Raw genomic sequence first — 17,357 nt, 5'->3', positions numbered from 1 at the left:
TACATGCAGGATATCGTTCAAGACGCTTTAGACAACGCGGAGGCCGAGCAGCGATCGATGCAGGACGTCGACAGCGACGGTGACGAGTTCGGGGACCCCCGGATCGTCATCGTCGGTGCCGGTGGTGCGGGTAACAACACCATCAATCGACTCTACAACATCGGGGTCGACGGCGCCGAGACCGTCGCCATCAACACCGACAAACAGCATCTGAAGATGATCGAAGCCGACACGAAGATCCTCGTCGGCAAGTCCCTCACACAGGGCCTCGGTGCGGGTGGCGACCCCGAGATGGGCGAGCGCGCCACCGAGATGGCCCAAGGAACGGTCAAGGAAGTGCTGGGCGACGCGGACCTCGTGTTCGTCACCGCCGGGATGGGCGGCGGGACGGGGACGGGTGCCGCACCCGTCGTCTCCAGCATCGCCAAGGAGCAGGGCGCCATCGTCGTCGGAATGGTCTCGACGCCGTTCAACGTCGAGCGCGCCCGCACGGTGAAAGCCGAGGAAGGGCTCGAGAAGCTCCGCAACGAGGCGGACTCGATCATCGTGCTGGACAACAACCGCCTGCTCGACTACGTGCCGAACCTCCCGATCGGCAAGGCGTTCTCGGTGATGGACCAGATCATCGCCGAGACCGTCAAAGGAATCTCCGAGACCATCACTCAGCCGTCGCTGATCAACCTGGACTACGCGGACATGTCCACGATCATGAATCAGGGCGGCGTCGCGGTGATGCTCGTCGGCGAGACCCAGGACTCGAACAAGACCGACGAGGTCGTCAACGACGCGATGAACCACCCGCTGCTCGACGTCGACTACCGCGGCGCCAGCGGCGGACTGGTCCACATCACGGGCGGCCCCGACCTCACGCTCAAAGAGGCCGAGGGCATCGCCGACAACATCACCGAGCGCTTGGAAGCGAGCGCGAACGTGATCTGGGGCGCGCGGATCCAGGAGAACTACAAAGGGAAGGTGCGGGTCATGGCCATCATGACCGGCGTCCAGTCCGCGCAGGTGCTCGGGCCGAGCACGCAGAAACAAGCCGACGCGTCGAAGCAGGCACTCGGGAAGGGCGACTTCGACGACGTCGACTTCGACGCGAAGAGCAACGCCAAGCACACTGGCTCGCCCGCCAGCGACGGCGGCGACCAGTACGACGACAGCGACAACGACCTCGACGTCATCCGCTGAGGCGGCCCCTCCTCCGTTTTCCCACCCGGAAGCGACGGCTACACGACGTCGCCGCGGACGGTGGCGCCGGACCGCTCGGCCCGGCGCCGTTGCACCGCCTCGGCGGCGGCCGTCGCCTCGTCCTCGTCGGCACCGAGCATCCCGAGCGCCTCCGATAGCGTCGGGAACGCCAGTTCGCCGGCCCGGAGTTTCTCGATGGTCTCCGCCTCTCGCTCGCCGTCGACCCAGAGGCAGGCACCCCGCGGGTCGAGGACCTGTTCGTAGGCCCCACGGTCGAGCGCGCCACGGAGCCGCTGGGTGACGTTGTCGCCGAATGGGGCGTTACAGACTTCGAGGTGGATCGGTTCGTCGGAGCCAGTCAGGTGCGCCCCGAGACACTTCTCGGGGGCGGCGTAGCCGTTGTCGCTGGCCCGCAGCGCGTCGGGGTGCTGTTCGGCCCACTCGGCGCGCACGGTGCTGCCGACGCCCTTGATCCCGTACTCGCGCTCGAAGCGGTCGGCGACGGCGTCGTCGCTCTCGAGCAGCATGTCCTTGGTGAGGTAGACGTCGAGTCGCTCGACCGGATCGAGCCCCAGGGCGGCGTCGCCGTAGAGCCAGACCTCCCGGACCGGGACCGGCATCGTCTCCTGTTCGATCGTGTCGAGTAGGGCTTCGACGCGGTCCAGCGCGGCGGCACGCTCCATACCCGAACCCCGGTGACCGCGAGTCAAGAGGCTGACGGGGCGGTGTCGGACGCCGTTATTCGCCGACCAACTCGAGCACCGCGCCGGTATCGGCGGCGACGGACTCCGGTTCCCCGCCGGCGGCCGCGGCGGCTTCGGGGTCCTTCAACAGGTGGCCCGTCGTCAGACAGACGACTTCCTCGTCGGACGTGATCTCGCCGCGTTCGCGGAGCTTCCGGAGGCCGGCGACCGAGGCTGCGGAGGCCGGTTCGACGCCGATCCCCTCGCGAGCGAGGTCGCGCTGAGCCTGCGTGATCGCCTCGTCGGCGACGGCGACGGCGGTGCCGCCGGTCTCGCGCACGCCGGGCAGGGACTTGGGGGCGTTCACCGGTTCGCCGATACGGATGGCGGTGGCGATGGTCTCGACGGTCTCCCAGCGTTCGACGGTCTCGCTCCCGTTCTCGATGGCCTCGACGAAGGGTGCGGCGCCCGCGGCCTGAACGCCGGTGAGTTTCGGCACGTCCTCGCGGGCGAGCGCGCCGGCCTGGACCAGTTCGCGGAAACACTTGTAGAGCGCCGCGGTGTTGCCAGCGTTCCCGACGGGGAGGACGATCCGGTCGGGGTAGCCGCCCTCCTCGTCGCGGAACCGTTCGAGGATCTCCAGCCCGATCGTCTTCTGGCCCTCCAGCCGGAAGGGGTTGAGCGAGTTGAGCAGGTAGGCCTCGCCGCGGTCGGCGAGGTCCTGCACGATGTCGAGGCAGTCGTCGAAGTTGCCGTCGACTTCGAGGATGCGGGCGTCGTGGAGCGCCGCTTGGGCGACCTTACCGGCGGCGACCTTCCCCGCGGGGAGCAGGACGAGGGTTTCGAGGCCGGCGCGGGCGCCGTAGGCCGCGAGGGCCGCGGAGGTGTTGCCCGTCGACGCGCAGGCGAGTCGGTCGACGCCGACGGCGGCGGCGGCGCCGACGCCGACGGTCATGCCGCGGTCCTTGAAACTGCCCGTGGGGTTCATCCCCTCGTGTTTGACGCGGAGCCGGTCGAGGCCGAGTTCGTCCTCGATGCGGGGGACCTCGTAGAGCGGGGTGTCCCCTTCGGGAAGGCTCACTCCTGACGGGTGATCCGAGTCGAGCGGGCCGGTCCGGCCCGTCTCGAAGGGAAGTGCGGCGGCGTAGCGCCAGACCCCCCGACCCTCGAACGCGTCCCAATCAGGCAGGTCGGCGTAGCGGACCTCCAGCAGGCCGCCACAGTCGTCACAGGAGTAGCGGATCGCCGCGAACGGCGGGAACGTCGCGCCGCAGTCGATACAGGCCAGCCAACAGTCGCCGTCGACGCCGTCGGGCCGGGTCGGCGCCGGAGCGTCGAGCGAGAGCGCGTCGGTCATCGAGCGTGGCTGGGGGCCCGGAGGGGAAAAGTGGGGCGGGGCGTGTCAGTCGTCGCCGAAGTCGTCGATGCGGCCGTGGACGCTCTCGACCCACTCGTCGAGGGCCTCGTGGAGCATCGCTTTCGCCTCCGGCAGCGGGACCGCGGTGTACTCGTAGACGTAGCCGCCGGGGTCGAGCAGTCGCCGGTTGCGTTCGACCAGTCCCTTCTCCAGCAGCGCCGTCAACGATCGGTTGACGTTGCTCCGGTCGCGGTTGAGGGCCTCGGCGAGTTCGGCGACGGTGCTCTCGGGGCGGTCGAGCAGCGCGAGGTAGGCGCGGCTCTGGTGGTCCTGCACCCCGAACACACAGGAGAGCACCTGCCGGAAGTCCGGCCGTTCGGTCTCCAGTAGGTCGGTCATCGCCGGCCGGTCGGCGGCGTCGCTCATACGCCTCCGATGGGGTCCCGCACGCTAAAAGCCGGGTGACAGCGGCAACGGCGTCGTGGCGTGTGCTGACAGGGACTACGTGGACTTATGTGTCAGCACGACCTTTCCTCCGGTGAGATGGAGGAGAGCATCGCCGGCTTCAAACAGCGCGGCTCGTGGGGCGACGTGGTCGAACACGGTGAACGGATCACTCGCGCGCTGCGCGACGCCGGTGTCGACGGTGACGCGTTCGAGGCGTGGGACGAGTGGCGCCCGAAGGCTCACGAGACCCTCGACGAGGACGTCGAGGAGAAGACCGCGGAGCAGGCGAGCATCCAGGAAGGCCCCGGCGAGCGCGAGGGGAAGGAGCCGGAGGACGACATCAAGTCCGCCGGCGAGAAGCTGACCGAATCCTACGAGAAAGTCGAAGAGGGCGACAACGGCGGCGCCATCGAGCGCTGGCAGGACTCCATCGGCTACGCCACCCGCGCGGCCGACTCGGCGAGTCGGAAGGCCATCCGGACGGTGGAAGACACCGTCTACCGGAAGGTCATGACCCAACTCGCGCCGTACTACTTCGACAACGAACTGGTGAGCGCGAACGTCCAGCAGAGCTCCCGGGGCGCCGAGGCCGAGTTCGTCTTTGAGGTCAACATCAACGACGACGACCTGAAAAGCGAGGTCAGCGAACGCCTCTCGGAGTACGACGACCAGATCGACCGCTGGCACGTCGACGTTGAGAAGGAGACCGTCACCGCCGAGGCCGCCGAGGGCGTCGAAGTCCCGCCGACGGAGGGCGAGGGGCGCTCGAAGTCGACAACCAACTGAGGGCGCTCTGTCGCCCGACTCGGTGGGTGTCGGCTTGAGAGAAGTCGAGGGCGGGCTGAGCCGACGGCGGCCGACCGGGTTTTTCCACGGCAGAGACAGGACGGGGAGAGCCATCGGCGCGCCCGCACGGGGTGTTCGCGCGGATGGACAGCGTTTTACGTCGAGCGGGGGAACTCACGGCCACTATGGGGAAGAAGTCGAAAGCGCAGAAAAAGCGACTCGGTAAGAAGGAGCGACAGAACTCCCGCGTTCCCGCGTGGGTCATGATGAAGACCGACATGGAAGTCACCCGCAACCCGAAGCGGCGCAACTGGCGGCGCTCTGACATCGACGAATAATGAGCGCGAACGACTTCGAGGAGCGGGTCGTCACCGTCCCGCTCCGCGACGCGAAGAAGGCGCCGAAGCAGGAGCGCGGCGACCGTGCGATGTCGATCGTCCGCGAGCACCTGGCGAAGAACTTCTCGGTCGACGAGGACGAGGTCCGTCTGGACCCGGCAGTCAACGAGACCGTCTGGGAGCGCGGGCGAAGCAAGCCTCCGAGTTCCATCCGCGTCCGCGCCGCACGGTTCGACGAGGACGGCGAGACGGTCGTCGAGGCCGAGCCGGCGGAGTAACACGTCGTGTTCCGCGCGGCTTTCGCCGGCTCCTCGTACGTCGGGGTGTTCGCGCGAGCGACTGACGACTGTCTGCTGATCCGTCCGGACGCCGAGGACGACGTCATCGAGGGGATGACCGACGAGCTCGGCGTCGATGCCCTGCCGACGACCGTCGCCGGTTCCAACACCGTCGGCGCACTCGCCGTCGGTAACGAGAACGGCCTGCTGGTCTCCGGTCGGGCCACCGACCGCGAGCGCGAGCGTATCGAGTCGGCGACCGACAAGCCCGTCCACGGGCTGCCGGGGCGGATCAACGCCGCCGGGAACGTCGTACTCGCCAACGACAACGGTGCCTACGTCCACCCCGACCTGACCGACGAGCAGGTCGACGTGGTCGGCGAGGCGCTCGAGGTCCCCGTCGAGCGTGGATCGCTCGGCGACGTGGACACCGTCGGTACCGCCGCCGTCGCCACGAACAACGGCGTACTCTGCCAGCCCGGCTCCCGGGAGGCGGAGTTGGAGGCCGTCGAGGAGCTCCTCGGCGTCTACGCCGACGTGGGGACGATCAACTACGGCGCCCCGCTGGTCGGCTCGGGGTTGGTCGCGAACGACGACGGCTACGTCGTCGGGCGTGACACCACCGGTCCGGAACTGGGGCGTATCGAGGACACGCTGGGCTACTTGGAGTAAGCCCGGCGACGCCGAACGAGAACCCTTTCGGAAGCTACTTCCCGCTCGCGCGGCCTTTTTCGGGTATGAGCCAGTTTACTGTGAGCGGTACGTTCGAGGCCCGGGACGGGCAGCAGGCCTTCGAGCGGAGCGTCGAGGCGGAGAACGAGTCGGTCGCCGAGGAGCACGTGCTCTCGCAGTTCGGTGCCGAGCACAACCTCAAGCGCACGCAGATCGAGATCTCGGAGGTGACCGCCGCATGATGGGTGGAGGTCAGCAGCAGCTCCAGCAGCTCTCCCAGGAGCTCGAAGAGATCGACGCGGAGATCGAGGAGAAGGAAGCCGAGATCACGGAGTTCCAGGACGAGAAGGCGGGCGTCGACGACGCCATCGAGGCGATCGGCACGCTCGAAAGCGGTTCGACGGTGCAGGTCCCCCTCGGGGGCGGCGCCTACGTCCGCGCGGAAGTGCAGGACATCGACGAGGTCATCGTCGGCCTCGGCGGCGGCTACGCGGCCGAGCAGGAGGGTGACGACGCCATCGAGGCACTCGAGTCCAAGAAGGAGTCGCTCGACGACCGCATCGACGAGGTCCGCTCGGACATCTCGGACCTCGAAGAGGAGAGCGCGGAGATCGAACAGCGCGCCCAGCAGATGCAACAGCAGATGCAGCAACAGCAGATGCAGCAGATGCAGCAGATGGGCGACGAAGGCGGCGAGTAAGGACCCATGTTCGACGGACTGAAGGAGAAACTCGGCTCGTTCCGCAAGGACGTCGAGGAGGAAGTCGAGGAGAAGGAGGCCGAAGCGGCCGCTGAAGCCGAAGCCGAAGCGGCGGAAGCAGAAGCGGAAGCGGAGACCGACACGTCGTCGACGGCCGAGGCGGCCGACGACGAACCCTCGACGCCCGCCGCGGCGCCGGATCGTGAGCCGAGCGACGAGGACGACGACGGCGGCCCCGGTCGGCTCCGGCAGGCCGCCGCTTTCGCGACCGGGCGCGTGATCATCGAGGAGGAGGACCTCGAAGAGCCGCTCTGGTCGCTGGAGATGGCGCTGTTGGAGAGCGACGTGGAGATGAGCGTCGCCGAGGAGATCCTCGACAGCGTCCGCGAGAAGCTGATCGGCGAGAGCCGCAAACAGGTCGACACGACCGCGGAGTTGGTCGAGGACGCGCTCCACGACGCGCTGGTCGAGGTCATCTCGGTCGGCCAGTTCGACTTCGAGCAGCGGATCGCCGAGGCCGAGAAGCCGGTGACCATCGTGTTCACCGGCGTCAACGGCGTCGGCAAGACCACCTCGATTGCCAAGATGAGCGAGTGGCTCGGCGAGCGTGGCTACAGTTCCGTCCTCGCCAACGGCGACACCTACCGCGCCGGCGCGAGCGAGCAGATCAGCAAGCACGCCGAGAACGTCGGTCGCAAGGTCATCGCCCACGAGCAGGGCGGCGACCCCGCGGCGGTCATCTACGACGGCGTGGAGTACGCCGAGGCCAACGGCGTCGACGTGGTGCTCGGCGACACCGCCGGGCGACTCCACACCTCGAACGACCTGATGACGCAGTTGGAGAAGATCCACCGCGTGGTCGACCCCGAGATGACGCTGTTCGTCGACGAGGCCGTCGCCGGACAGGACGCCGTCGAGCGCGCCAAGGAGTTCAACAAGGCCGCCGAGATCGACGGCACGGTGCTGACGAAGGCCGACGCCGACTCCTCGGGCGGCGCGGCCATCTCGATCGCCCACGTCACGGGCAAGCCGGTGCTGTTCCTCGGCACCGGCCAGGGCTACGGCGACATTCAGGCGTTCGACCCCGAGGCGCTGGTCGCGGACCTGCTCGGCGACGAGTAGCCCGTCGGCGCTCCCTCAGTTTTCGCAGGCCGTACACGCGACCAGTTCGTCCTCCCGTCGAACCAACACGCCGTTCCCGAGCGGCGCGAGTAGCGACACGTCCTCGAGTCGCCAGCGCTCGCTCCCGTCTCCGAGTTCGTGGGCGACGACGCCGGACTCGGTATCGACGACCGCCGCGTCGCCGACGACGATCGGCCGGCCGACAGTCTCGTAGTCGACGCGCCAGCCGAGTTCGCCCGTCGCTTGGTCGAGGCGGTGTATCGACGTGCCGTCGGAGACAACGAGCCGGTCATCGGCGCCCGCGGGAGGGAGGAACGTCCGGCGGTCGGCCGGCGTCGGCGTCGACCACGCTCGCTCCCCGCTGGCGGCGTCGAACGCCAGCAGCTCCCGTTCGACGGGAACGATCAGGATCGAGCCGGTCCGGACCGGCCCGCGGAACGCCCGTGGTCCCGCGGCCGACCACTCGACATCGCCGGTGGATCGGTCGAGCGCGTAGATCCCGCGGTCGCTCGAACTGGTCACGGCAACGTAGGTCGCGTGGTCGTCGACCGCCGGCGGGAACGAGACCGCCCCGCCCTCCCGGTCGTCGCCGAACGCACGCCGCCAGCGCTCCTCGCCGGACGCCGTGTCGACGGCGAACGCGCTGCTGGCGTCACCGCCGAACAGGGTTCCCTCGACAGCACGCGGTGTCGGTGGTCCCGAACCGTCGAGCGGTCGGGTCCACTCCTCGACGCCGTTGTCCAGCACGCGGAGTTCCGACCCTGCATCGGTCTGGTGGACGAGTGCAGTGGTGGTTCCGACGGCGACCGGCGGAGCAGCAATCCGTTGAGAGATGGGGTACCACGGGCCTGCATCGCCGTCTCGGAGACCGACGGAGGCGTGGAACCCACCCTCAGTATCCCGGCCTGCAGTGACGACAAGGCCGTCGACGACAGCAGCGCCCGCAAACGCGAGGAGCTCTCCCTCAGGAGCGATCGAGGCGCGCCATCGTTCGCCGACGCGGGCGGGGAGCGACTGGTCCGGTGCCGCGGCCGTGTTGCCGGCGTCGCCGCCCGGCTGTGTCCAGTCGATTCCTCTGGGGGTGACGGGGCTGCAGTCGCGGCCGGCACAGCCAGCGACGCCGAGTGCCGCGCCAGCGCCGAGAGCCGCCAGCAGGTCGCGTCGGGAGGGCATTACTCGGAGTTCGGCACGGGGGGACTTGGGGCCACCGGCGCTGGGCCGTAGCCGAGGCGGACGGTTTTCACTCGGGCGGCCCAAACCCAAACCATGCCCACCGTCGTCGCGTTCGAGACAGAGGGAGGCGCCGTCGTCGCCGCGGACCGACTGGTCGTCGACAACGACACCGTCAGCAGCAAGCAGGCCGACCGCATCGCCGATCTCGGGGACTGCGGCGGCGCCGCCGTCGCGGATCCGGATCGCTTCCGGCGCGAACTGGACGGGAAACGACGGAGCTACGAGGCCGACCACGGCGACAACCCCGGAATCGAGCCGTTCACGCAGTTAGCCACGGAAGTGGCCCGGGACGTCGGCACCGACGCCGCCGTCGTCGCCCGGGACGCCGACGGGCGGGCACAGGTCCGTGCCGTCTACGCCGACGGGAGCGTCATCGACGACTCGCCGGTGGCGCTCGGGACGGGCGCGGAGTTGGCGTTCGGCCGGCTGGAGGCCGGCGTCCCCGCGGATCTGGCGGAAGCCGCCGCGTTCGCCCGACAGCTGATCGAGGGCGTCGGTGAGCGTGATACCCGGACCGGCGACGAGGCGGACGTGTGGACGCTGGCTGACGCGTGACCCGGGCCGCAAGCTAGTTGGCTTTCTGACTGGTAGTTTCGCTATGGACAACCGACCGCCGAGTCGACGCGAGGCACTGAAGGCGGGTGCCGCAATCGGTCTCGGCACCGCGCTCGCGGGCTGTACACTCCCAGGTAGCGGCGACAACGACGACGGCCCGCTGTTCACCGAGGGCTTCGAGGACGGCTTCGGCTGGGAGACGGCTGCCCACATCGGCCCGGAGGAGGACGTGGCCGACTTCGAGTGGGCCATCGAGCGGTCCGAGACGCAAGCCGCCGCGGGCGACTGGGGCCTCTCGGTGTTCACCGAGGGCGACCACGACGACGGCACCGCGTGGGCGACGACGGAGTTCTCGCCCGGCGACGCCGAGGCGTTCGACGTGACGTTCGAGGCCTGGAGCGAGTCGGAGTCGTTCAACACGCTCCGGAACGTCGTCGCCTCCCTCGGGCCCGAGGCACCGACGGCGGAGGCGGACTTCCCGGATCCGGGGCAGAACTCCTCGAACGTCGACGGCGCGCCCTACGGCGGCCTGCGGGAACCACTCCACCTCGCGGCGGGCTGGCGCGAGTACGGTTTCACGTGGGAGCCGGCGTCGGTTCCCGAGACGCTCTACCTCTCGCTGGGCGTGAGCGTGGTCTGGGAGGCCGACGCGACCCACTACCTCGACTCGGTTCGGGTCGAGTCGCTGTAACCGAGCACAACGACTACGGCAGCCCCGGGCCATCGGTAGCGACATGGTCCTCACGCGACGACGAGCCCTCGCCGCTGGCGGCCTCCTCCTCACTGGTCTGAGCGGCTGTTCGAGCAGGGACGACGCGACTGAGACGGCGACGGTCGGCGAACAGAGCTACGCCGGGACAGTCGACGATCCGACGAGCCGAACGGTTCGGAACGCGAGCGGCGAGCCGGCAGTCCGGTCGACGGTCGTGGACCCGTTCCCGGAGTGGACGGACACCCACTGGCTGGTCACCGACAGCAACGACCGGGAGGCACTGTACTTCGCCGACGACGCCGAGAGGGTGGACGCCGCCCGCTCGGTGGTCGAGAAGACCGACTTCTCGGCCGAACTGGTGCTCGTCCACCAACGCCCCGTCCGCCACTGCGAGGAGTGGTCGCTCGAACGGCTCCAGTGGGGAGCGGCCGACGCCGGGGCACCCGCGGGGAGCGCCGACGTCGACCTCAGCTACGAGACGGTCGAACAGGAGGGTGACTGCGAGGCCGACGACGGCAGGGACGTGGCGGCGACGTTCATCCGAATCCCGGCGCGTTTCGAGCGGGTGACCGAGTTCGGGTTCGGCGTCTCGTAGCGAACCGTATCGGAGGGCCGTCGACGCGGTCGGAACGGGTCGGCCGACACGAGGAACCACACTGAAGGATGTAGTCGAGTGGCGAGTACCGGCCAGGAAACGCCGTAGACAGGTACTGCCGCCGATCGTGAGTCACCTCCGGCAACAACGTTTTGTGAATCGAATCACACCTCCGGGACGAATGCGGGACGGGAAACCGGGGACGCGGCGAGCGCTGCTTCGTGCCGGAGTCGGATCGCTGGTTCTCCTCTCGGGGTGCGTCGGCGGCGACTCGGTGGGCGCAGAATCCCGAGACGGGACGACGAGGGGTGCCGGGAGCGAGGAGGCGTCGGCGGCCGGGATCGAACGGATCGACGGAGTCCCGACCTGTGAGAGCGTCGACGCGGGAATCGTCTACACCGTCGAGACGCTCGGCGCTTCGGTCGAACTCGACGAGGAGACGGCGGCCGAGGAGTTGTTCACGGAGTTGACCGAGGGGCAGGGGTTCGAAGCGGGGACGGCGGTCCGGAAACGGGCCGTCGAATCCGGCGGCGGGACGACGTACGTCGTCGAGTTCGGGCCGGCCGTGCGGGACGCGATCAACGACGACGAGTCGTTGCAGGGGCTGCTGGAGCGCGTCTCCGACCCGGGAGACACCCGCGACGGCTGGTCGGTCCCGACCGTCGAGGCCGTCGCCGTCGAACTCCGGTCGTCGCTGGCGGCGGGCGACGCGATCCAGCCCGATCAGATCGACGTGCGACTCGCCGTCCCCGAGCCACCGGATCCGGTCACCGCGGTCGCGTTGATCGACGGTGTCGACTCCGTCGACGCGATCTCGGGGAGCGGCTCGTTCGAGGTGACCGTCGAGGGCGGCGAGTCGACGACACCGTTGATCGGGGCCGGCGATATCGCGTCTGTCTCCGAGCCGTCCGAATCGGAGCGCTCCGACGCGTACCTGATCCCGTTCACGCTGACCGACGAGGCACGGGCGCGGGTGAGCGAGGCGCTCGTGGAGGTCGGGGCGCTGAACGCGCCGGACCGGCATCCGCTCGTCGCACGCTACGACGGCGAGACCGTGTGGGAGGGGCCACTCAGCAGGGGCCTCGCTGCCAGTATCCGCTCGGGCGACTGGACCGGGGAGTTCGTCATCAGCGTCGCGGACGAGACGACGGCGAACGAGATCGCGGCGGCGCTGGGAATCGTTTCCTTCACCGTCCCGAGCGACGTGACCGTCTCGGACTGTTCGTAGCGCTCCCGCCGCGAGGACGGACAAACGTTTACCGGTCCGCCGTCAAGAGTGGGGTAAGATGGTACTCGACAACCTCGGGAGCTCCCTGCGGGGCACGATGGACAAGCTCCGCGGGAAGTCCCGCTTGGACGAGGAGGACGTCCAAGAGATCGTCAAGGAGATCCAGCGCTCGCTGCTGCAGGCCGACGTCGAAGTCGACCTCGTGATGGATCTCTCCTCGAACATCGAGGAGCGCGCGCTCAACGAGGAGCCGCCGGGTGGCACCTCCGCGCGTGACCACATCCTCAAGATCGTCTACGAGGAGATGGTCGAAGTCGTCGGCGACTCCACGGAGATCCCGCTGGAGCCCCAGACGATCATGCTCGCCGGCCTCCAGGGGTCGGGGAAGACGACCACCGCCGCCAAGATGGCGTGGTGGTTCTCGACGAAGGGCCTGCGACCGGCGGTCATCCAGACCGACACGTTCCGGCCCGGCGCCTACGAGCAGGCCAAACAGATGTGTGAGAACGCGGAGGTCCAGTTCTACGGCGACCCGGACGCCGAGGACCCCGTCCAGATCGCCCGCGATGGGATGGAGGCGACCGAGGACGCGGACATCCGAATCGTGGACACGGCCGGTCGGCACGCCCTGGAGGCGGACCTGATCGAGGAGATCGAGGAGATCGAGCGCGCGGTCGCCCCCGACCGGAACCTGCTCGTACTCGACGCCGCGATCGGACAGGGCGCGAAGGCACAGGCTCGGGAGTTCGACAGCGCCGTGGGCGTCGACGGCGTCGCCATCACCAAGCTCGACGGGACCGCGAAAGGTGGGGGTGCGCTGACGGCCGTCAACGAGACCGACTCCTCGATCGCCTTCCTCGGGACCGGCGAGACCGTCCAGGACATCGAGCGCTTCGAGCCCAACGGCTTCATCTCCCGGCTGCTCGGGATGGGCGACCTCAAACAGCTCTCAGAGCGCGTCGAGCGCGCGATGGAGGAGACGGGCGAGGACGACGACTGGGAGCCCGAGGACATGCTGCAGGGGAGTTTCACCCTGAAGGACATGCAGCGCCAGATGGACGCGATGAACAAGATGGGGCCGCTCGACCAGGTGATGGACATGATCCCGGGGATGGGCGGCGGGCTGATGGATCAGCTTCCCGACGACGCGATGGACGTGACCCAAGACCGGATGCGGAACTTCGAGGTCATCATGGACTCGATGACCGACGAGGAGTTGGAGGACCCCCGCTCCATCGGCGCCTCGCAGGTCCAGCGCATCGCCCGCGGTTCGGGCACCGAGGAGGAGACGGTACAGGAACTGCTCCAGCAACACAAGATGATGGACCAGACCCTGAGTCAGTTCCAGGGGATGGGCGACGGCGACATGCAGCGGATGATGAAGAAGATGCAGGGCGGCGACGGCGGTGGTGGCGGCCTCGGCGGCATGGGGCCGTTCGGATAAACGCCGACAGCCAGTAACGGTCGAACCGCCCCCGCGTTCGCCGCATCCGCGCGCTTTTTCCGCGCGGGCGGGGTAGCGCCGGACGAATGGAGCTTCGCCGCCTCGCACGCTACGACGCGCTGATCCTCACGTCGCTGCTGTGGTTCATGGCGAAGTTCGTCCGCTACCTGTTCCCGCCGCTGTTCGAGCCGTTCCAGGCGGCCTTCGGCGTCTCCAACACCGCCACCGGTCTCGCGTTCTCGGCGCTGATGACCGTCTACGCGCTGATGCAGTTCCCCTCCGGCGTGATCGCCGACCGGCGCGGCCCGGTGCGAGTGATCGCCGGCGGCGCCGCCGTCGCCGCCCTCGGGGCGTTCGCGCTCGTCCTCCCGCTCCCGTTGCCGGACCTGTCGATCCCGGCCGGCCCGATCGACACGGTGCCCGGGGAGTTCCTCGGCATCGTCGGCGGGATGCTGCTGATCGGCCTCGGCACGGGCGCCCACAAGACCGTCGCCGTCCGCCTGCTCGCGGCGGTCCACACGGAACGGACCGGGCGGGCGCTGGGCGTGCTCGACACCGTCGCGGCCTTCGGCGGCGTCGCGGCGCCGCTGGCCGTGACCTACGCGCTGCCGGACTGGCGCGGCCTGTTCCTCGCGAGCGCGATCGTCGTCGTCGCGCTGACGGTGCTGTTCGTCCGACGGACCCCGCGACACCTCGACGGCGACGGCGCCGTCGACGAGTCCGGCGACGACGGCGGGATGGACGGCTCGCTCGGGGGGTATCTCCGGCTGATGGCGATCCCGCGGGTCGGCCTGTTCGTCGGCGTCACCGTCGCGTTCGCCTTCGGCTACAACGGCGTCGTGGCGTTCCTCCCCATCTACCTGACCGACGGCGCAGGGCTCGAACAGGGGCTGGCCAACACGCTCTACTCCGGGCTGTTCGTCGTCTCGCTGGTCCAGTTGGGCACCGGCGAACTCACCGACCGCGTGGGGCGGCTGCCGATGCTGTTCGTCACCGTCGGGGCCGCCGTCCTCGGCGCGGCGCTGTTGCTCTCGGTACAGGGGATCATCGCCGTCGGCGTCGCCGTCGTCGTCTTCGGGCTGGGCTGTCACGGCTTCCGGCCCGTCCGGAGCGCGTTCCTGATGTCGCTGCTTCCCGACGACGCCGCCGGCGGTGGGCTGGGCGTCGTGCGGACGGTGTTGATGCTCGCCGGCGCGGTCGCCCCCGGGGTCACGGGGTTCCTGATCGACACGCAGGGTTACACCGCGGCGTTCGCGACGCTGGGTGGGGCGTTCGTGGTCGCGTTGGGGCTGCTTGCGGGGATCGCCCTGATCGGCGGCGAGGAGTGAGGCCGCTCGCGGTCTTTTTCACCCCGCCGGCTGTTTCGTTCGACAATGAGCGTCATCGCCGTCGCACGCGAGGCCTACGAGGCGGCGTTGCCCGCACTCGTCGCGAGCCTCGTCGGCGGCCTGCTCGCGGGCGTCGTGCTCGGCGGGATGCAAGCGGAACTGCGGGCGGTTCCGGGGCTGCTGGTGGCGGTGCCCGCGCTGTTGGCGACCCGGGGGAACGTCTACGGCAGCCTCGGCGCGCGGCTCTCGACCGGCCTCCATCAGGGGCTGGTCGAACCCCACGTCGACCTCGGTGACGAGCGGCTTCGCGGGGCCGCGGCGGCCGCGCTGGCTAACGGCCTGCTCGCGTGTGCCGTCGCCGCCGTCGCCGTGTTCCTGATCCTGACGCTGCTCGGGGACACCGTCGCCCCGCTGCGTACGCTGCTCGCGATCAGCCTCCTCTCGGGACTGCTCTCGGGGATCGCGCTGACGGTCGTCGTCGTGCTCGTCGTGTTCGCCGGCTACCGGCGCGGGCACGACCCCGATTCGCTCGTCGGCCCCGTTGTGACCACGACTGGCGACGTGTTCGGCGTCGCCTTCCTGCTGCTCTCGGTGCGGATCGTGCTCGCGGCCGGGGGTGTCGGATGACGACCGACTGGTCGGTCCGGGGGATCACGCGGGCGATGCTCCCGGTGTTGTTGGCGATGACGATGGTCGAGGTCGGCTCGGGGTTGGTGCTCGGGAGCTTCGAGGCGTCGCTCTATCAGTACCCCACGCTGCTGGTGTTGGTGCCGGTCACGATCGGGACCGCGGGCAACCTCGGGAGCATCCTCGCCTCCAGGCTGTCGACGGCGTTCCACCTCGGGACGTTCGAGTTCTCGCCGAGCGACGAGACGCTGGCTGGCAACGCGCTAGCGACGGTCGCGCTCGCGGTGACGCTGTTCCCGGTCGTCGGCGTGGGTGCGTGGGGGCTCCAGTCGCTGGTGGGTGGCACGGCGCTGGGCGTCGGCACGGTAGTCCGGATCTCGCTTCTCAGCGGCGTCACGCTCGCGGCCCTCGCGGTGGTGCTCACCCTCTCTGCGACCTACGGCGCCTACCGCTTCGAACTCGACCCGGACGACGTGGTGATCCCGGTCGTCACCAACACCTGCGACGTGCTCGGGGTCGTCGTACTCTTCGTGGTGGTTCAGCTCACGCTCTGAGACCCGATCGTCCGAGGAGCGCGTCGACGGCCAGCAACAGCGCCACCGCCGCGAGGATGATCGCCCCGTCGGTCGGCGACGGAAGGAGGCCGAGCGCGACGATGAGCGTCGTCGCACACGCCGGTGCGTGTTCGCGGCCGGTGAGCACCATTCCGCCGGTCGTCAGCGCCACCGAGACGACCGCGCTGGCGGCGAGGCGGAACGTCGCCGACGAGAACGCCGGGGTCGGCTCGATGACGACAAGTCCCGGCGCGATCAGCCCGGAGGCCAACAGCCCCGCGACGACACCGACGGCGTGGCCCGCGAGGACGGTCCGAGGCTGGCTCGCGGGGGCCTTCGGCGCCGTCGCCAGCAGGTACGCGGAGGGGCCGAGGCTGGGGAAGAGGAAGGGACGGCCGGTCAGGAGCGCGGCGACGCCCGTGGCCGCGAGCAGCGTACCGGCGTGGACGCCGGCCCGGACGGCGGAGGACACCTCAGCGGTCGTCGGGGTCGACCGGGCGGCCGTCCTCGGTCGGCGGGGCGACGTAGTCGATGAACGACTCGACGTCGGGTTCGCGCACGTCGACGCGGACCCGGATGTCGCCGAGTTCGTCCTCGGAGCCGACCGCGAAGTTGACGACGCCCTCGAAGGCGGGCTGTTTCTTCAGCGAGAAGGAAAAGCCCTCGTCGTCCCGGCCGTTGAAGAACTCCCGGCGGGCGGTGTCGAGGATCTCCTGTTCGTGGAGCGTATCCGAGAAGGCGTCAAGGGAGTGGCTCTCGGCGATGAAGCGGTCGGGCTCACGGCGGAACTCGGCGTCGGGGAAGAGGTTCGTCACCGCGTCCTCGACCCGGTCTGCGATCTCGGTTCCCTGCACCGGTGCCTCGATCGTCACGTCGATGCTGTAGATCATTCGTTCTCACCCTCCGGACCCGCTTCGTGGTCGTCAGCGCCGACCGCGGCCGCGCCGGCGTCGAGCACCGCACGGACCTGCTCGCGGAACCCCTCCAGCGTGTCGTCGTTCTCGATGGTGAGGTCGGCGGCGTCCATCACCTCTCCCATGCCGAATCCGAGTTCACGTTCCTCGCGCTCGCGGAGCTTCTCGCGGTCGAGGTCGGTCGCCTCGCGCCCGCGGTCGCCGAGTCGCGTCGCTCGCAGGTCGAAGGGCGCCTCGATCGAGACGAGCAGGAACTCGTCGCCGAACGCCTCGACGAATCGCTCGACCTCGGCCATCGAGCGCAGGCCGTCGACGAGCACGACCGGTTCCCCCGCCTGTCCCTCGGCGGCCTCCCGGACCATCGGGATACAGCGGTCGGCGATGGCGGTCTCGCCCTCCTCCTCGCGGAGTTTGCCGGCGACCTCGCCGTGGTGTTCGCTCGGGTCGAGCCCGCGGCGGCGGGTCTCCTCCCGGATCACGTCGCCCATCGTCACGACCGGGATGTCTTCCTCCCGGGCGACCGCTGCGGCCTCGCCCTTGCCGCTCCCCGGAAGCCCGACGGTGCCGATGATTCGCATCGGCTCGGGGTTCTC

Annotated in this window: 23 protein-coding genes; 16 read left to right on the top strand and 7 right to left on the bottom strand. The window is 69.3% G+C overall.

The window, feature by feature from the left end:
- Positions 1-3 precede the first annotated feature (3 nt).
- A complete protein-coding gene (ftsZ, locus tag NO998_RS00745) occupies positions 4-1,191 on the top strand; it encodes a cell division protein FtsZ (RefSeq protein WP_267645073.1) in 1,188 nt (395 codons plus the stop codon).
- Between the two features lie 38 nt (positions 1,192-1,229).
- On the opposite strand, the gene NO998_RS00740 is transcribed toward ftsZ, so the two are convergent.
- From NO998_RS00740 to NO998_RS00730, 3 genes are read right to left on the bottom strand one after another with little or no spacing between them, the layout of a single operon-like run.
- Positions 1,230-1,874 carry a DUF7095 family protein gene (locus NO998_RS00740; RefSeq protein WP_267645072.1) on the bottom strand — a complete coding sequence of 215 codons (645 nt, stop codon included), beginning with the start codon at positions 1,872-1,874 and terminating at the stop codon, positions 1,230-1,232.
- Between the two features lie 55 nt (positions 1,875-1,929).
- A complete protein-coding gene (gene thrC / locus NO998_RS00735; protein WP_267645071.1) occupies positions 1,930-3,231 on the bottom strand; it encodes a threonine synthase in 1,302 nt (433 codons plus the stop codon).
- A 45-nt stretch (positions 3,232-3,276) separates the two neighbouring features.
- A complete protein-coding gene (locus NO998_RS00730; RefSeq protein WP_267645070.1) occupies positions 3,277-3,657 on the bottom strand; it encodes a helix-turn-helix domain-containing protein in 381 nt (126 codons plus the stop codon).
- A gap of 117 nt (positions 3,658-3,774) precedes the next feature.
- On the opposite strand from NO998_RS00730, the gene NO998_RS00725 reads away from it, so the two are divergent.
- From NO998_RS00725 to ftsY, 7 genes are all read left to right on the top strand, one after another.
- Positions 3,775-4,464 carry a DUF5828 family protein gene (locus NO998_RS00725; RefSeq protein WP_267645069.1) on the top strand — a complete coding sequence of 230 codons (690 nt, stop codon included), beginning with the start codon at positions 3,775-3,777 and terminating at the stop codon, positions 4,462-4,464.
- Positions 4,465-4,649: 185 nt separating this feature from the next.
- Positions 4,650-4,802: a 50S ribosomal protein L39e gene (locus NO998_RS00720; RefSeq protein WP_267645068.1), complete on the top strand. Its 153-nt coding sequence runs from the start codon at positions 4,650-4,652 to the stop codon at positions 4,800-4,802.
- The gene (locus NO998_RS00715; RefSeq protein ID WP_267645067.1) at positions 4,802-5,080 is read left to right on the top strand and encodes a 50S ribosomal protein L31e; all 279 of its coding nucleotides are present in this window, start codon (positions 4,802-4,804) and stop codon (positions 5,078-5,080) included. Before NO998_RS00720 ends, NO998_RS00715 begins: the two co-directional genes overlap by 1 nt.
- Before the next feature lie 6 nt (positions 5,081-5,086).
- Positions 5,087-5,752, top strand: coding sequence for a translation initiation factor IF-6 (locus NO998_RS00710; RefSeq protein ID WP_267645066.1), 666 nt, complete (start codon positions 5,087-5,089; stop codon positions 5,750-5,752).
- A 65-nt stretch (positions 5,753-5,817) separates the two neighbouring features.
- Entirely contained in the window at positions 5,818-5,994 is a 177-nt protein-coding gene (rpl18a, locus tag NO998_RS00705; RefSeq protein WP_267645065.1) for a 50S ribosomal protein L18Ae, read from the top strand.
- A complete protein-coding gene (pfdA, locus tag NO998_RS00700; protein ID WP_267647176.1) occupies positions 5,994-6,452 on the top strand; it encodes a prefoldin subunit alpha in 459 nt (152 codons plus the stop codon). The genes rpl18a and pfdA overlap by 1 nt, the downstream gene beginning before the upstream one ends.
- 6 nt (positions 6,453-6,458) lie before the next feature.
- A complete protein-coding gene (gene ftsY, locus NO998_RS00695; protein WP_267645064.1) occupies positions 6,459-7,574 on the top strand; it encodes a signal recognition particle-docking protein FtsY in 1,116 nt (371 codons plus the stop codon).
- A 15-nt stretch (positions 7,575-7,589) separates the two neighbouring features.
- Here ftsY and NO998_RS00690 read toward each other — a convergent pair whose 3' ends face one another.
- On the bottom strand, positions 7,590-8,747 hold the full coding sequence (locus NO998_RS00690) for an outer membrane protein assembly factor BamB family protein (protein ID WP_267645063.1): 1,158 nt from the start codon (positions 8,745-8,747) through the stop codon (positions 7,590-7,592).
- Between the two features lie 93 nt (positions 8,748-8,840).
- Here NO998_RS00690 and NO998_RS00685 point away from each other — a divergent pair, with 93 nt between their 5' ends.
- The 8 genes from NO998_RS00685 to NO998_RS00650 all read left to right on the top strand — a co-directional run bounded on the left by NO998_RS00685 (position 8,841) and on the right by NO998_RS00650 (position 15,850).
- Positions 8,841-9,362 (top strand): Ntn hydrolase family protein, encoded by a 522-nt coding sequence (locus NO998_RS00685; RefSeq protein WP_267645062.1) that lies wholly within the window; start codon positions 8,841-8,843, stop codon positions 9,360-9,362.
- A 43-nt stretch (positions 9,363-9,405) separates the two neighbouring features.
- Positions 9,406-10,053, top strand: coding sequence for a twin-arginine translocation signal domain-containing protein (locus NO998_RS00680; protein WP_267645061.1), 648 nt, complete (start codon positions 9,406-9,408; stop codon positions 10,051-10,053).
- A gap of 43 nt (positions 10,054-10,096) precedes the next feature.
- Positions 10,097-10,669, top strand: a complete 573-nt coding sequence (locus NO998_RS00675; protein ID WP_267645060.1) for a hypothetical protein — start codon at positions 10,097-10,099, stop codon at positions 10,667-10,669.
- A 181-nt stretch (positions 10,670-10,850) separates the two neighbouring features.
- A complete protein-coding gene (locus NO998_RS00670) occupies positions 10,851-11,897 on the top strand; it encodes a preprotein translocase subunit SecD family protein (protein WP_267645059.1) in 1,047 nt (348 codons plus the stop codon).
- A gap of 58 nt (positions 11,898-11,955) precedes the next feature.
- The gene (locus NO998_RS00665; RefSeq protein WP_267645058.1) at positions 11,956-13,341 is read left to right on the top strand and encodes a signal recognition particle protein Srp54; all 1,386 of its coding nucleotides are present in this window, start codon (positions 11,956-11,958) and stop codon (positions 13,339-13,341) included.
- Between the two features lie 86 nt (positions 13,342-13,427).
- Positions 13,428-14,669: an MFS transporter gene (locus NO998_RS00660; protein WP_267645057.1), complete on the top strand. Its 1,242-nt coding sequence runs from the start codon at positions 13,428-13,430 to the stop codon at positions 14,667-14,669.
- 45 nt (positions 14,670-14,714) lie between these two features.
- Positions 14,715-15,296 carry a magnesium transporter gene (locus tag NO998_RS00655; RefSeq protein WP_267645056.1) on the top strand — a complete coding sequence of 194 codons (582 nt, stop codon included), beginning with the start codon at positions 14,715-14,717 and terminating at the stop codon, positions 15,294-15,296.
- On the top strand, positions 15,293-15,850 hold the full coding sequence (locus tag NO998_RS00650; protein ID WP_267645055.1) for a magnesium transporter: 558 nt from the start codon (positions 15,293-15,295) through the stop codon (positions 15,848-15,850). Before NO998_RS00655 ends, NO998_RS00650 begins: the two co-directional genes overlap by 4 nt.
- Here NO998_RS00650 and NO998_RS00645 read toward each other — a convergent pair.
- From NO998_RS00645 to NO998_RS00635, 3 genes are read right to left on the bottom strand one after another with little or no spacing between them, the layout of a single operon-like run.
- Complete coding sequence (locus NO998_RS00645) at positions 15,840-16,322, bottom strand: HPP family protein (protein ID WP_267645054.1); 483 nt, start codon at positions 16,320-16,322, stop codon at positions 15,840-15,842. The two genes, NO998_RS00650 and NO998_RS00645, sit on opposite strands and share 11 nt — an antisense overlap.
- Before the next feature lies 1 nt (position 16,323).
- A complete protein-coding gene (locus tag NO998_RS00640) occupies positions 16,324-16,740 on the bottom strand; it encodes an RNA-binding domain-containing protein (RefSeq protein WP_267645053.1) in 417 nt (138 codons plus the stop codon).
- Positions 16,737-17,342, bottom strand: coding sequence for an AAA family ATPase (locus NO998_RS00635; RefSeq protein ID WP_267645052.1), 606 nt, complete (start codon positions 17,340-17,342; stop codon positions 16,737-16,739). Before NO998_RS00635 ends, NO998_RS00640 begins: the two co-directional genes overlap by 4 nt.
- Positions 17,343-17,357 lie beyond the last annotated feature (15 nt).

Source organism: Halolamina litorea (genome assembly GCF_026616205.1).
In the GTDB taxonomy this organism is placed as follows: domain Archaea; phylum Halobacteriota; class Halobacteria; order Halobacteriales; family Haloferacaceae; genus Halolamina; species Halolamina litorea.
The sequence above is the reverse complement of the archived record's forward strand: the minus strand, read 5'-3'. Positions and strand labels throughout refer to the sequence as shown.